This window comes from Actinoplanes sp. L3-i22 (genome assembly GCF_019704555.1).
Lineage (GTDB): Bacteria > Actinomycetota > Actinomycetes > Mycobacteriales > Micromonosporaceae > Actinoplanes.
Genome location: NZ_AP024745.1, coordinates 3,461,008 through 3,474,709 on the forward strand (window position 1 = coordinate 3,461,008; position 13,702 = coordinate 3,474,709).

Here is a 13,702-nt window from a genome sequence, read left to right on the forward strand (position 1 = left end):
CCGGAAGGCTCCGGACGGGCGTGATGCGCTAGTTGGGTATTGACGCTATGTCCGGAAAAGGTGTGACATGAACAGAGCACAGCGTTTCCTCGCGCTCACCGGCATGAGCCTCGCCGCCGGCGCGATGATCGGCGCGGGCCCGGTGCAGGCCGCCCCGTCCACCGGCCAGTCGTCCACCAGCGGGAGCACCGCCGGCCGGGCGTCCGGCTTCGGCGACGAGAACGTGGTCGGCTACTACCGCACCGAGTGGGCGTGCGAGCGGGCCGGGTTCACCGGCCGGCGGTTCCACGCGTGGGACGACTACGACTGCGATCCGATCCACTACGGCTGGCGGGGCTGGGTGTTCCAGCTGGTCGTCGACGATGACGACTGGGTGTGGGACGACTGGCGCGGGTCGTGGCCCGGTGGCTGGCCGTACCGGCCGGACTTCGCGGGGCGGCCCTTCCACATCCGTGGGGGTGACGGCCCGGGGCCGCACGGGCGGCCGATGAACTTCCCGCCGCGGGACATGGGTGACCGTGGGCCGCGGGACATGGGTGACCGTGGGCCGCGAGACATGGGCGACCGGGGGCCGCGGGACATGGGTGACCGTGGGCCGCAAGGTCCGGGCGATCGCGGACCGCAGGACATGGGTGACCGTGGGCCGCAGGGTGGTCAGGGGCCCAAGGGCTGGCCGAGGCCGTGACGCGTGCGGGCCACACTCCCGGCCGGGGTGTGGCCCGTTTCGCTTTTATCCGTTTTTATCGGTGTATTACCAGGCCACTGGCGCGTAGTCCTTGAGGAAGCAGCCGTACACGTCCTCGCCCTGCTCGCCGCGCACGATCGGGTCGTACACCCGGGCCGCCCCGTCGACCAGGTCCAGCGGCGCGTGGAACCCTTCCTCGTGCAGCCGCATCTTCGTCGGATGCGGGCGCTCGTCGGTGATCCAGCCGGTGTCCACACTGGTCATCAGGATGCCGTCGGCGAACATGTCGACGGCGCTGGTGCGGGTCAGCATGTTCAGCGCGGCCTTCGCCATGTTGGTGTGCGGGTGACCGGCGCCCTTGTAACCGCGGGCGAAGATGCCCTCCATCGCGGAGACGTTCACGACGTACCGTCGAGGGAATTTTGATTGGGTCATCGCCGGACGCAACCGGCTGACCAGGATGAACGGCGCGGTCACGTTGCACAGCTGAACTTCGAGCAGTTCCAGCGGGTCGACCTCGTGCACCCGGTCGCTCCAGCTGTTCGTCGGCGTCACGTCCGGCACCAGGCCGCCCGCGTCGATCGCCACCGACCGCGCGGTCAGCGCCAGCTCGGTGATCTGCTGCGCGGTCAGGGTCGAGTTCCCCGAGGTCAGCACGGCCGCCGGGGAGATGCCGGCACTGCCGAAGTACTCCAGCTCGGGCAGCTTGCCGGAGGGCAACGGCTCGGACTCGGCGGCCGCGATCGCGGCGTAGGAACCGGCCGTCCGCCGCACCGTCTGCGCCGCGTTGTTGACCAGGATGTCCAGCGGCCCGCGCGCCGCCACCGAATCGGCCAGGCCCACCACCTGCGCCGGATCCCGCAGGTCGATGCCGACCACGTGCAGGCGGTCGATCCAGTCCGCACTGTCCGGCATCGCGGTGAACCGCCGGACCGCGTCGTGCGGGAACCGCGTCGTGATCGTCAGATCCGCGCCGTCGCGCAGCAGCCGCAGCGCGATGTACATCCCGATCTTCGCCCGCCCGCCGGTGAGCAGCGCCCGCCGCCCGGTCAGATCGGTGCGCGCGTCCCGGCGCTCGTGGTTGAGCTTCGCGCAGTCCGGGCAGAGCTGGTGGTAGAACGCGTCGACAACGGTGAACCGCTGCTTGCACACGTAACACCCGCGCGCCTGCTTCAGCACCCCGGCGCTGGCCCCGACCGTCGCGCTGGTCAGCGGAATCCCGGCCGTCTCGTCGTCGATCCGCCCCGGCGCCCCGGTCGCGGTCGCCTCGGTCACCGACCGGTCGTTCTCCAGAACCGCCTGCCGCCGATCCTTGCGCCGCTGGAGCTTCGCGGTCTTGAACAGCCCCGCCGTCGCCCGCCGCAGTTGCACCGCGTCCGGATGCTCCACCGGCAGAGCCTCCGCCTCGGCCAGCACGGCGAGGCAGACCGCCAGGCGATCCGGGTCCACGCCAACGGTCGGGTCACTGCCGGTCATTCGTTGCTTCTCCTCTGCAGCCGCACTTCCGCAGGCACTTTATTACGGGCGGTCCTATCGGCCGCCATCCGGTTTGCCTTTGGTTGCGGTCGCTGCTTTCTCACGGTCCGTCCGATTGCTTGGGGGTACGGCGGTTAGCACGTCCCCTCGGATGCGGCCTGAGCAGCCAGTTCCCGGGTTTGGTGGGCTCTCTTCGGGTGGTGGCGTGCCGGCTCGGGTGTGGCGCTGAGCACGTCGGGCTTTTCGTTGCGGCCCGCCCGGGTGGTGGCCGGGCGGGCACGCTCACGCTCAGTTCGCGCTGGTCGTCCAGTTCGCGCTGGTCGTTCGGGTCGCGCTGGTCGTTCGGGTCGCGCTGGTCGTTCGGGTCGGGCTGCTCAGGACGCGGTCGGGTCCGGGTCCGCGTGGCGTTCGGCCGCGCCGGGGCCACCGTTCGTGCCGGGGCCATCGTTCGTGGGCCGGTCACCGTTTCCGGCCTGCCCGGGTCCGCCGTTGGATCGGCGGCCCCGATCCTTGTCGGGCGTGTGGTCGGCGAGCGTCGCCGGCCGGCGCCCCGGAGTCGGCGGCTTGCCCGGCAGATCACCGAGGCTCTGCGGACGAGGCAGATCCCCGAGGTTCCGGGGCCGTTGCGTCCCGGCCTCACCCGGCCCCCGCCCCGAACCAACCTGCCGGCTGTTGTCACCCTGCGGGCCACCGGCCGTCTCACCCCGAGGCCCAGCCGAGCTGCCCGGCCGGCTCTCCCCGGTCACGTTGCCTGACCCGTGCGGGCGCGGCCCGGCGGAGCTGACCGGCCGGTTGTCGCCGGCCATCCAGTCGTCGAGGCTCTGCGGACGCGGTTGCGCCGGACTTCCGTGCAGCCATTCGTCCAGCGTCTGCGGCCGCCGCATCGGCGCCGAACTGACCGGAACCGAACTGACCGGAGCGACATCCCCGAGCGTCTGCGGCCGCCGCCCATACCCGGCTCCGCTGACCGCCGCCGGACTGCTCCCATCCGCAGCCGACTCCTCGACCCCGTCACCCGATTCCTCAGCAGCCGCCTGCTCCGCCGGCCCTTCCACGACCGACTCATCAGCCGGTTCCCCTGAAACCGCCGTCTCAGCCGGTTCTTCCGAGGCCGTCGTCTCGGCCGGTTCTTCTGCGGCCGTCGTCTCGGCCGATTCTTCCGAGACGGTCGTCTCGGCCGGTTCTTCCGAGGCCGTCGTCTCGGCCGGTTTTCCGGAGACCGTTGCCTCGTCCGATTGATCGACGACCGCAGCCTCAGCCGATTCGCCAGTTTCCGCTACGGAGACAGCCTTGGGACGCCGAGGCCGCGCCGGAAGGTCCCCCAGAGTCGCCGGCCGGCTCGCCCGCGCCCCCGTCTCCTCCTCAGCACCGGTCACCGATTCCTGATCGCCAGGAATCTCCTGCCCGGAGCCGGCCGCGTCGTCCGCAGAATCGGTAGCCGCCGAGATGGTAGGCATCGCAGCGGTAGCGGCAAGCCACGTGAAATCCGGATCCGCGTCAGCCTCAGCGTCCTCAGCCCCACCCAGGATCCCGGCGATCCTAGGATCCGACACCCAGGTAAACGCATCCGCCACCTCAGCCGGAATCGCACCGGCCGCCCCAGCCCCAACACCCGCATCCAGCTCGGCTGCGCCCGCCTCTGCATCCGGCTCGGCTGCGCCCGCCTCTGCATCCAGCTCGGCTGCGCCCGCGTCTGCATCCGGCTCGGCTGCGCCCGCGTCTGCATCCAGCTCGGCGGCGCCTGCGCCTGCATCCGGCTCGGCGGTGTCCACGACTGCATCCGGCTCGGCGGCGTCCGCATCCGCATCCAGCTGGGCGGCGTCCGCATCTGCGTCCAGCTCAGCAGCTTCCGCATCCGCAACCAGCTCGACGGTGTCCACGTCTGGGGTCTGCTCGTCGGTGTCTACCTCCGCGACCTGCTCGGAGTCGTGCACGTCCGGGATCTGCTCGGCGGCGTCCGCCTCCGCCGCCTGGTCCGGAGTAGCGGTCTCTTCATCCGATACTTCGGCTTCCAGGGCCGGGGCACTCTGCGTGTCCTCCGGCGTGGCGGGCAGCTCCGGAGTGGCTGGGGTAGCGGCCTCCGGGACCGTAGGAGCGGCTGTCCTGGGTTCAGCCGGCCCATCTGTCGCCCCGGGTTCGTCCGAAGCCTCAGGGCTGATGAGCGGAGCTGTCTCGCCGTCCGACGGAAGCTCTTCGCCGGACTCCGGAGCCGTGCCGGCAGCGGTGTCCACCTCGGCCGCGACGCTGGTCTCCGTCGTGGAGGCAGTCTCTGAGACCCAGTCCTCTACCGACATTTCGGAAATGTCGGATGGGTCGGCCGGCGACTTGGGCGGGTCAGCGGCTACCGCCTCGGCGCCTGCGGCCAGAGTGGCCTCGACCTGCGCCCAGAGCGTCTCACTGTCGAACGATTCAGCCGCCTTCGCGCCGCTCTCAGGCGCCTCGTCGGCCGCCAACTCAGGCGCCTCGTCAGCGGCCAACTCAGGCGCCTCCTCAGGCGCCTGGTCAGCGGCCAACTGCGCCTGGTCAGCGGCCAGCTCCGGCGCGTCGTCGGCCGCCAGCGCAGCCTCCGGCTCGGCTTCCTGCTCCGGCTCGGCTTCTTGCTCTGGCTGGGCGTCTTGCTCTGGCTCGGCGTCTTGCCCCGGCGTAGCGTCCGCGACCTCGGCCGGGGTGGTGGCGGGGGCGGCGTTGAGGTCGTTGTCGGCGGGAGAGGCGGCCGGGCCGGTGTCGAGGTCGTTGTCGGCTGGGGTGGTAGCTGGGCCGGTGTCGAGGTCGTTGTCGGCCGGGGTGGTGGCCGGGCTGGTGGTGGCCGAGGCGGTGGCGTCGGTGAACCTGCGAGCGGCCTGGTAGATCGGCATTATCTGGGTGACGTCGAAGGCGCCGCTGCCGGCCAGGGCAAGGGAGGCCGTGTCCGTCGTCGTGGCGGCGTCCTCGGAGGTCGGATCCTGGGACGCTGTGTCCTGGGAGTGGACACCGTCCTGAGCGGCCTTGTCCTCAGACACCGTGCTTTCGGCGGCCAGGTCCTGGGAGAGCTCGTCCTGGGATGCGGCGGAGTCCTGGGAGGCCTCGTCCTGGGATGCGATGGAGTCCTGGGAGAGCTCGTCCTGGGACGCGGCGGAGTCCTGGGAGAGCTCGTCCTGGGATGCGATGGAGTCCTGGGAGGCTTCGTCCTGGGAGAGGGCCTCGGGGGCGGCCGTGTCCGAAAGGCTCGTATCCGCGGGGAGGGCGTCCTCATCGGGAGCTGACGGGCCGCCGGTCTCGGGGGAGAGGGATGCGGCCGCGTCGGTGGGGTCGGCTTCCGGGGTGGTGTCCTCGTCGGGGTCCCAGACGATGATCGAGGTTTCGTCCGGGGCCGTGACCAGCGAATCCTCGTCGTCCTTGATTACCGGCAGGAGGGTCGTCGCGTCGTTCGAGCCGGCGAGTGACTTCTCCGCCAGGTGTGCGGCGATCTCGTCGTAGTGCAGGATCTCGGTCTCGGGATCGCCGGCCCCGGACAAAGCGCCAGTCCCAGACAAAGTGCCGGCCCCGGACAAAACGCCAGCCCCAGATAGAGCGCCAGCCCCGGACAAAGCGCCGACCGTGGTCAACGCGCCGGCCGAGGATGAGGCTGCGGCTGAGGACAAAGCTGCGGGCAGGGCGGCGTGCAGGGCTGCGGGCTCGCCGGCGTGTTCGGCCAGGCCGGCCCGCTCCTGCAAGCGCCGCAGCGGCCCCGGCGCCCACCACGCCGCGTCACCCAACAGCGCCAGCACCGCCGGGACCAGCAGCATCCGGACCACCGTCGCGTCCAGCACCAACGCGATGATCATGCCGACGCCGACGAAGCGCATCGTGGTGATCGTGGAGAGGGCGAACGCCCCGGTGACCACGATCAGCAGCAGGGCCGCGGCGCTGATCACCCGCCCGGTCCGGCTGAGCCCGACGGTGACCGCCTCGGCCGTGGTGGCGCCCTTGGCCCGCGCCTCCACCATCCGGGACAGCAGGAACACCTCGTAGTCGGTGGAGAGCCCGAAGACGACCGCCGCCATCAGGACCACGATCCCGGCCTCCAGCGGCGCCGGCGTCACGTTCAGCAACCCCGAGCCGTGGCCCTGCTGGAACAGCCAGACGAGCAGGCCGAACGTGGCGCTGAGGCTGAGCGCGCTCATCACCACCGCCTTGATCGGCAGCAGGATCGAGCCGAAGGCCAGGAACATCAGCAGCAGGGTGGCCCCGGCGAGCAGGGCGACCATCAACGGCAGCTGGTCGCCGATCGCCTTGAGGCTGTCGACGTTGCGGGCGGTGACGCCGCCGACCAGGACCTGGGTGCCGGCCGGCGCCGGGAGCGCCCGGATGTCGGCGACGACCTTGCGGGCCGGCGAGCTGAACGAGTCGCTGCTGGCCAGCGCGGCGTTGAAGACCGTGACGTCCTTGCCGGCGCCGGACTGGTTGACCGACGCGACCCCGGGGATCTTGGCGAGCCGGTCGGCGAAGGTGGCCGAGGAGTCGGCCGGGCCCTGCAGCACGACCTGCACGCCGTCGCTGCTGAACTGCGGGTACGACAGCTTCAGCGTCTCGATCGCGACCCGGGACGGGTCCCCGGCGGGCAGCACCCGCTCGTCGTTCTCGCCGAACCGGACGTGCGCGATCGGCAGCGCGAGCACGATCAGCCCGGCCAGGATCGGGATCGCGACGACGACCGGGCGGCGCAGCACGAACCCGGCGAGCCGCTGCCAGCCGGTGCCGGCGCCGGCGGATCCGGGCAGCCGGACCGGCAGCTTGTCGACGCGCGGCCCGAGGATCGCGAGGATCGCCGGCAACAGCGTCAGCGACAGCAGCGCGGCGAGGAAGACCGCGGCCAGACCGCCGTACGCCAAGGATTTGAGAAAGCCCTGGGGGAAGAGCAACAGCCCCGCCAGCGCGGTCATCAGCAACGTCGCGGAGAAGACGACCGTGCGGCCGGCGGTGGCGACGGTGCGGCGGACCGCCTCGGCCGGGTCGTGCCCGGCGGCCTGTTCCTCGCGGAAGCGGCCGACCATGAACAGCCCGTAGTCGATCGCCATGCCCAGCCCGAGCAGGCTGGCCACGTTCACCGCGAACGAGTTCACCTCGTGTCCGACAGCGATCGCGTTCAGCACGCCCAGCGAGCCGAGCACCGCGCAGCCGCCGACGATCACCGGGAGGGACGCGGCGACCAGCGAGCCGAAGATGAACAGCAGCAGGATCAGCACGATCGGCATCGAGATCAGCTCGGCGGACCCGAGGTCGTCGGTGGATCGCTGGTTGGAGGTGTGCGCGAGCGGGATGCCGCCGGCGAGCTGCACGGTGGCGCCGTCGACGCTGAACCGGTTCTCGATCGCGCCGTACGCCTCGGTCTTCTCGCCGTCGTCCGCGCCGGCCAGCGTGATGATCGCGACCGCGCTGGACTTGTCCTTCGCGGCGTAGGCCGCGTTCCGTTTGTCCCAGTACGACAGCGTCCCGGTCACCGACGACTTCGGCAGCGTGCCGAGCCGCTCCTTGATCCGCCTGGTCAGCGCCGGGTCGTTGATCGTGACGCCCTGGACCGGGGTGTAGATCGCGATGACGTCGCCGCCCTGGCCCCCGGTCGCCGCCGCGACCACGTCGGCGGCGCGCGCCGACTCGCTCTGGGGATCGGCGTAACCGCCCTCGGTGAGCTGTCCGAAAACGCCCATGCCCCAGATTCCGGCGCCGATCACCACGGCCAGCGTGACGATCAGTACCGGCCATCGGAAGCGGGCGACCCGCGATCCCCAGCCCGCGAACACCCTGTCCCCTTTCCCGGTGGGTGGCGAGGCACGCGCACCGGTTCGTACAGAAATAAATCTTGGAAAAAATGTCTAGAAGAGAGTCGCCGCTTCGAGCGCGACTCCACCGCAGTCCGAGTCGAAGGACTTCTCGGTGATCCACTCGATGGAGATCTTGCCAGGCTTGGTGGAGCGGTAGCTGATCGTGTACTTGGCCGTCGTCATGGAACTTTTCTCCTCGACGATCCGCGAGGTGACCGAGTCGCCGCCGGTGATCAGCGAGCCGGTGGTGAGCTTCAGCTTGAGCAGGCCCTCCGCGCCCGAGACGCCGAGGTAGAGGCGCAGCTTGCGCGGTTCCGGCGTGGCCGGCGCGGAGAGGGTGAAGCCGTTGCCCGCGCCGCACGTGCGGACGCCGCTGGTGGTGCCGGCGTTGTCGGCCGCCGGGGCGCCGCCGGTCCAGCGGAACCGTTCCGGGCTGAGGGTGTGCCGCTGGCGGGGCGCGGACGGGGTGCCCTCCAGGATGGCGAACCCGCCGGTGGCGTTCCGCTCCAGCGAGTAGAGGCCGTTCTCGCCCCAGTGCACCCAGTCGATCTTGCCCTCGTCGCTCAGATCGACGATATCGGGCACGGTGCCCTGCTCGATGGTGATCGCGTTGATCGGCGCGGGGCTGGTCGAGACGGACGGACTGGGCAGCGGGATCGGGACCTGGTCCAGGGTCGGGTCGATCAGCGCACCGGCCGCCGGGTCGGCGTCCGAGTGGCCGCTGTTCCGGCTGACCAGGGCGGCGATGCCGACCAGGACCACGACAAGAACGCCGACCATGATCACCATGGCCGGGCCGAGATGTTCGCGCCACTGGCGTTTGCCGGGCTTGAGCAGCACATCCGGCACCTCGAGGCGACGACGGCGCAGCAACGGGTCTCCAAGAAGGGAGGAAAGATCGGACGGCAGCGGGTGAAACGATCTCATCTTCATCGGAGTGCGTGAAGGGCGGGATCAGGTACGGCCCGTACGGTTGATCATCCGCATCGGCGATTCGGCGGAGGTTTCCCGCGGCATCCCCGGCCGATCCGAGTACGGTGTCCGGAGTTTCCCCCTTTGATCGATCCCCGTCCTGACCGTCCCGAAGGAGTCAGCAGATGAGTGACCGGACCGCCGCGGCGGCCAAACGCCGCAGCCAGGCCATCATGGGCGGACTGGCCGGCGCGCTCGTCTTCGTCGTGCTGGTGGTGGTGTTCGTCGTGGTCCGCGCGGGCGGCGACGACAAGCCGGCCGCGACCACCAACGCGGCCGCGACCACCTCGGCGGCGGCGGCGGTCCCGCCCGCCCCGGCCCCGGCGTCGGCCGGCGCCGTCCCCGCCGAGCTGTCCAAGGAGCCGGACGTGCAGGCCGGCACCGGCGGGCCGCTCACCAAGCTGGTGATCACCGAGCTGGTCAAGGGCACCGGGCCGGTCGTCCAGGCCGGGCAGACCGTGACGTTCAACTACAAGCTGATCCCGTACAAGGGTGGCGCCGTGATGGACTCCTCCTGGAGCCGCGGCCAGCCGTTCACCTCGCAGATCGGCGCCGGCCAGCTCATCCAGGGCTGGGACCAGGGCATCCCGGGGCAGAAGGTGGGCAGCCGGATCCAGATGGACGTGCCGGCCGCGCTCGCCTACAAGGACCAGGACCTGCGCTTCGTCGTCGACATCCTGGACGCGAAGTAACTTCTACAGTTCCGCCACGACGACGTCGAGCTGCCGCGGCTTCCCGGCGGCGGCCGGCTGCTCCTCGACCGTGAACTTCAGGTCGCGCAACATCGTCACCAGCTCGTCGACGCTGGCCGGCGCCGCGCCCTCCACCGCGAGGGCGCGGACCAGCCGCCCCTTGGTGGCCTTGTTGAAGTGGCTCACCACCGACCGCTTCGGCACCCCGCCGACCACGCGCTCGTGCAGCACCCGCAGGGCCGCGGCGCGGCTCGCGCTCGCCGCCGGCGGCGCCCACATCGCCGCATAGGCGCCCGAGCGGAGATCCAGCACAGGTCCGCCGGCGGCCGCCTGGTCGAGGGCCTTTTGCAAACCCTTCTTCCAGTACGGCGTCAGCCCACCGACCGGCGCGGGCAGCGTGACCCCGACCGAGCACCGATAGGCCGGGATCCGGTCCCCGAGCCGGACCACGCCCCACAGCCCGGAGAAGACGATCGCCCGCTCGAACAGCCATGCCCGCGCGGCGTCATCGAGCGTCGCCGCGCCCAGCGCCTCGTAGAGCACCCCGGTGTAGACCTCGGCCGCCGGCGCCGCGGCCGCCTCCGGCAGCTCCGCGTTCCGCGCGATCTCGCCGCGCTGCCCCTCGCTGAGCCCGAGCACCCGCAGCGAGTCGGCGACCGAACGGGCACTGCCGCGCCGGCACATCGCGACCAGCCTGGTCAGCACCCGGTTGCGGGCCGGGCCGAGCTGGGGGAGCCACAGCTCGGCCGGGTCGACCGGGGACCCGGCGGTGGCGGGGGTCTTCCCCTCGGAGGGCGGCAGCAGAATCAGCACGTCGCGAGACTAGTCGCCGGGGGAGGGCGGCCCAGGAAAGCCCCGCCCGTAAAAAACAGGACCGGCCCAGAAAGCCCCGCCCGTAAAAAAACAGGACCCGCCCTCCCTGAGGGGGGCCACCGCCTCTGCCGTAATTGTCGCCCGGATCCCCAAGATCGTGCCGCCCGCCTGTGGACAGCCCCGCGGTGTGGACAACTCACCGCACCTGTCACCGCACCTGCGGCAGCACCTCCGCCGCGATCAGCTCCAGATGATCAAGGTCGCGCTGGTCGATGATCTGCAGGTAGGCCCGCCCCACCCCATACCGCCCCAGCCGGTCGACCACTTCGCCCGGCGTCCCCACGAGGCCATTTTCCCGAAGAAAAGCACCATCCTTCCCGTACGCCATGAGCCGCCGCCCGACCTCGGCGTCGTCCCGCCCCACGATCGTCGCGTGTGCCACCGACAGCGCCAGCGTCCCCGGATCCCGCCCGGCCGCACCGCACGCCGCCCGCACCCGCTCGAACAGCTCCGCACTCTCCCCGGGCGAGGTGAACGGCGCGTTGAACTCGTCGGCATACTTCGCGGCCAGCGCCGGCGTCCGCTTCTTCCCCTTGCCCCCGATGATCACCGGCGGCCGGGGACGCTGGGCGGGTTTGGGCAGCCCGGGATTGTCCTCGATCCGGTAGTGCTTCCCCTCGAAGCCGAACCGCTCCCCATCGGGGGTGTCCCACAGCCCGGTGACGATCTCCAGTTGCTCCTCGAGCCGCGCGAAGCGCGTCGCCGCGTCCGGGAACTCCAGCCCGAACGCCCGGTGCTCGGCCTCGAACCACCCGGCCCCGAGCCCCAGCTCGACCCGCCCGCCGCTCATCAGGTCGACCTGGGCCACGGTCAGCGCCAGCGTCGCGGGATCACGGAAGGTAGCCGAACTGACGAGCGTCCCGAGCCGGATCCGGGACGTCTCGCGGGCCAGCCCGGCGAGCGTGAGCCACGAGTCGGTGGGGCCGGGAAGACCGTCGCTCCAGTCGGTTTGCCGCAGGTAGTGGTCGCTGCGGAAGAACGCGTCGAACCCGCACTCCGCGGCCTGCCGGGCCAGCCCCACCTGGTCGTCGTAGGAGGCGCCCTCCTGGGGCTCGGTCATGATTCGTAGTAACACTCGGTAATTCTACTGTGGTCACTCCCGGACCGCGGTGACCGCGACCGTGACATATCGCATGGTGAAGCCGCCGCCCATCCGGTCGATCACCGCGCCGACCGTCGCCTGCAGTTCGGCGATCTGCTCGGCGGGCAGCCGGGTCAGCGCGCCCGAGGTCGGCATCTGGTCCAGGTACTCGTCCCGGGTGTACGCCTTCTCCCACGCCTCGTGCCACTCCTCGGGCTCGGCGAAGCCGCCGGCGGCCCGGATCCCGTCCGCCGCCGCGGTCAGGATCGGCCGGTAGCCGTCGAGCGCGGACCCGGCCGGCCGCTTTCCCGGGTCGAACGGCGAGTCCGGCACCAGGCGCCGGAACGTCGCCCCGAACGTGTCGGTCAGCTCGTCCGGCGGGGTGAACACGTGCCACAGCGGCGCCAGCCGGCCGCCGGGCACGAGCACCCGGGCGGCCTGCCGCGCCCCGGCGACCGGGTCGATCCAGTGCCACGCGGTGCCGGCCGTGACCAGGTCGAACGTGCGGCCGGCCGGCTCCCAGTCCTCGAGCTTCGCGAGCTCGACCGGGATGCCGGTGGCGCGGGCGAACGCGGCCATCCGCGGGTCCGGCTCGACGCCGAGGACGGTGCAGCCGAGGTCCCGGAACTGGCGCGACTCGATGCCGGTGCCGCAGCCGGCGGTCAGCACGCGCCGGCCGGGCGACGCGGCCAGGATCCGGTCGAGCAGGGCGACGGGGTACGGCGGGCGGGTGCGGTCGTACCGCGCGGCGTCGTTGCCGAAGGACTCGGCGGCCGCACGAAGATGATGAGTGGGCATGCGCCCACTTTAGTGGGCAAGCGCCCACTCGGGAAGCCGGTAAGTTGGGCGACGGGAAAACCGCAGAAGGGAACGCCGGTGCCGACAGGGGTCGCCCTCCGTGACGTACGTCGTCAGCTGTTCGACGCCGCCGACCGGATCCTGCTGCGTGACGGGCCGAGCGGCCTGACCAGCCGCGCCGTGACCACCGAGGCCGGCTGCGCCAAGGGCGTCCTGCACCGGCACTTCGAGGACTTCGACGCGTTCCTCGCCGACTACGTCCTGGACCGGGTCGAACGGCTCGCCGTGGAGGCGGCCACCCTGGAGTCGCGGGCCGGCGCCGGCACCGTCGCCGGGAACCTGACCACGGCCCTGATCGCGGTCTTCGAGTCGGTGGCGGTGGCGATCGTCGCGCTGATCACGTTCCGGGACGGGCTGCGGGCGCGGCTGCGGCGCACCTGGCCGGCCGGGGTGCCGGTGCTCACCGAGGCCGCCGAGATGATCGCTGCCTACCTGGCCGCCGAGCGCGAACGGGGCCGGATCCCGGCAGGCGCCGAGGTGGACACGCTCGCCGCGATCCTGATCGGAACCGGCCACCTGCTCTTCGCCGACCGCACCGGCGCCCGCCCCACCGAGCAGGACGTCCACCGCATGGTCACCTCGGTGCTGAACTCGGCCGGGGCGTGAGGGGAAGCCGGGGTGCGGCCGGAGGTGCTGAGCTCCACCGCCGCTTGAACAGCAGGAAGCCGATCATCACGAACTCGCCGATCGAGGCGGGAACGGCCAGTACCGTCGTGACCGTGGTCGTACCCGCCGCCAGATAGGCGACGAACGCGCTGATCACATACCCGGCGCCACCGGCGATCAGGATCCACCCGAGCAGCCGGGGCAGGTCGGGCGACCGCAGCGTCAGCCGGCCCATCGGGATCAGCCAGAGCCCGAAGAACACGCCGCCCAGCGTCCAGGCGGCGGTGTTGAGCTCGTACATCAGAAGCACCGGAACCGGATCGCCGGCCCGGACCGACGCCAGCGCCGCGGCGGTGAACATCGTCGCGACGAGCACGATCATCGAGTTGATCAGCCCGAACCCGGCGATCATGGCGGCCGGGAGAGCGCCGAGCGGCTGGAACAGGCGGAAGAACAGCACCGCGGCGAGCGCCTGGGTGACGACGACCCCGACGTCGGCGGCGACGCCGAGACCGGCGAGCGTCCCGTGCGCGGAGAGGCCGGCGATGGTCGCGGCCGCGTCGCCGGCGACGTACAGCCGACTCTGGATGATCAGGTGGCCCAGCAGCCCGAAGAGGGCAAGTCCGAGATAGGCGAGACCGGTCAGACGGGCGGTGCGCGGGGACATCGGCGCCTCCAT

General features: G+C 71.4%; 10 protein-coding genes. 3 read left to right on the top strand and 7 right to left on the bottom strand.

Features of this window, described 5'->3' with window-relative positions; all coding sequences use genetic code 11:
* Positions 1–67: 67 nt before the first annotated feature.
* Positions 68–685 carry a hypothetical protein gene (locus L3i22_RS15290; protein ID WP_221327629.1) on the top strand — a complete coding sequence of 206 codons (618 nt, stop codon included), beginning with the start codon at positions 68–70 and terminating at the stop codon, positions 683–685.
* A gap of 66 nt (positions 686–751) precedes the next feature.
* Here L3i22_RS15290 and L3i22_RS15295 read toward each other — a convergent pair whose 3' ends face one another.
* From L3i22_RS15295 to L3i22_RS15305, 3 genes are all read right to left on the bottom strand, one after another.
* Positions 752–2,161: an SDR family NAD(P)-dependent oxidoreductase gene (locus L3i22_RS15295; protein WP_221327630.1), complete on the bottom strand. Its 1,410-nt coding sequence runs from the start codon at positions 2,159–2,161 to the stop codon at positions 752–754.
* 374 nt (positions 2,162–2,535) lie between these two features.
* Entirely contained in the window at positions 2,536–7,920 is a 5,385-nt protein-coding gene (locus tag L3i22_RS53475; protein WP_255658253.1) for an MMPL family transporter, read from the bottom strand.
* A 72-nt stretch (positions 7,921–7,992) separates the two neighbouring features.
* The gene (locus tag L3i22_RS15305; RefSeq protein ID WP_255658254.1) at positions 7,993–8,868 is read right to left on the bottom strand and encodes a hypothetical protein; all 876 of its coding nucleotides are present in this window, start codon (positions 8,866–8,868) and stop codon (positions 7,993–7,995) included.
* Positions 8,869–9,038: 170 nt separating this feature from the next.
* Here L3i22_RS15305 and L3i22_RS15310 point away from each other — a divergent pair, with 170 nt between their 5' ends.
* Complete coding sequence (locus L3i22_RS15310; RefSeq protein WP_221327631.1) at positions 9,039–9,605, top strand: FKBP-type peptidyl-prolyl cis-trans isomerase; 567 nt, start codon at positions 9,039–9,041, stop codon at positions 9,603–9,605.
* Between the two features lie 3 nt (positions 9,606–9,608).
* Here L3i22_RS15310 and yaaA read toward each other — a convergent pair whose 3' ends face one another.
* The 3 genes from yaaA to L3i22_RS15325 all read right to left on the bottom strand — a co-directional run bounded on the left by yaaA (position 9,609) and on the right by L3i22_RS15325 (position 12,357).
* Positions 9,609–10,418 (bottom strand): peroxide stress protein YaaA, encoded by an 810-nt coding sequence (yaaA, locus tag L3i22_RS15315; protein ID WP_221327632.1) that lies wholly within the window; start codon positions 10,416–10,418, stop codon positions 9,609–9,611.
* A gap of 208 nt (positions 10,419–10,626) precedes the next feature.
* Complete coding sequence (locus L3i22_RS15320; protein ID WP_221327633.1) at positions 10,627–11,553, bottom strand: LLM class F420-dependent oxidoreductase; 927 nt, start codon at positions 11,551–11,553, stop codon at positions 10,627–10,629.
* 18 nt (positions 11,554–11,571) lie between these two features.
* On the bottom strand, positions 11,572–12,357 hold the full coding sequence (locus L3i22_RS15325; RefSeq protein ID WP_221327634.1) for a class I SAM-dependent methyltransferase: 786 nt from the start codon (positions 12,355–12,357) through the stop codon (positions 11,572–11,574).
* Positions 12,358–12,435: 78 nt separating this feature from the next.
* Here L3i22_RS15325 and L3i22_RS15330 point away from each other — a divergent pair, with 78 nt between their 5' ends.
* Positions 12,436–13,023 carry a TetR/AcrR family transcriptional regulator gene (locus L3i22_RS15330; RefSeq protein ID WP_221327635.1) on the top strand — a complete coding sequence of 196 codons (588 nt, stop codon included), beginning with the start codon at positions 12,436–12,438 and terminating at the stop codon, positions 13,021–13,023.
* On the opposite strand, the gene L3i22_RS15335 is transcribed toward L3i22_RS15330, so the two are convergent.
* Positions 12,992–13,690 (bottom strand): DUF4386 domain-containing protein, encoded by a 699-nt coding sequence (locus tag L3i22_RS15335; protein ID WP_255658255.1) that lies wholly within the window; start codon positions 13,688–13,690, stop codon positions 12,992–12,994. The two genes, L3i22_RS15330 and L3i22_RS15335, sit on opposite strands and share 32 nt — an antisense overlap.
* Positions 13,691–13,702 lie beyond the last annotated feature (12 nt).

Excerpts from the sequence above, each read along its gene's own strand:
- L3i22_RS15335 (WP_255658255.1), bottom strand. The coding sequence starts at position 13,690 with ATGTCCCCGCGCACCGCCCGTCTGACCGGTCTCGCCTATCTCGGACTT.
- L3i22_RS15305 (WP_255658254.1), bottom strand. The coding sequence starts at position 8,868 with ATGAGATCGTTTCACCCGCTGCCGTCCGATCTTTCCTCCCTTCTTGGA.
- L3i22_RS15290 (WP_221327629.1), top strand. The coding sequence starts at position 68 with ATGAACAGAGCACAGCGTTTCCTCGCGCTCACCGGCATGAGCCTCGCC.
- L3i22_RS15325 (WP_221327634.1), bottom strand. The coding sequence starts at position 12,357 with ATGCCCACTCATCATCTTCGTGCGGCCGCCGAGTCCTTCGGCAACGAC.
- L3i22_RS15295 (WP_221327630.1), bottom strand. The coding sequence starts at position 2,161 with ATGACCGGCAGTGACCCGACCGTTGGCGTGGACCCGGATCGCCTGGCG.
- L3i22_RS15310 (WP_221327631.1), top strand. The coding sequence starts at position 9,039 with ATGAGTGACCGGACCGCCGCGGCGGCCAAACGCCGCAGCCAGGCCATC.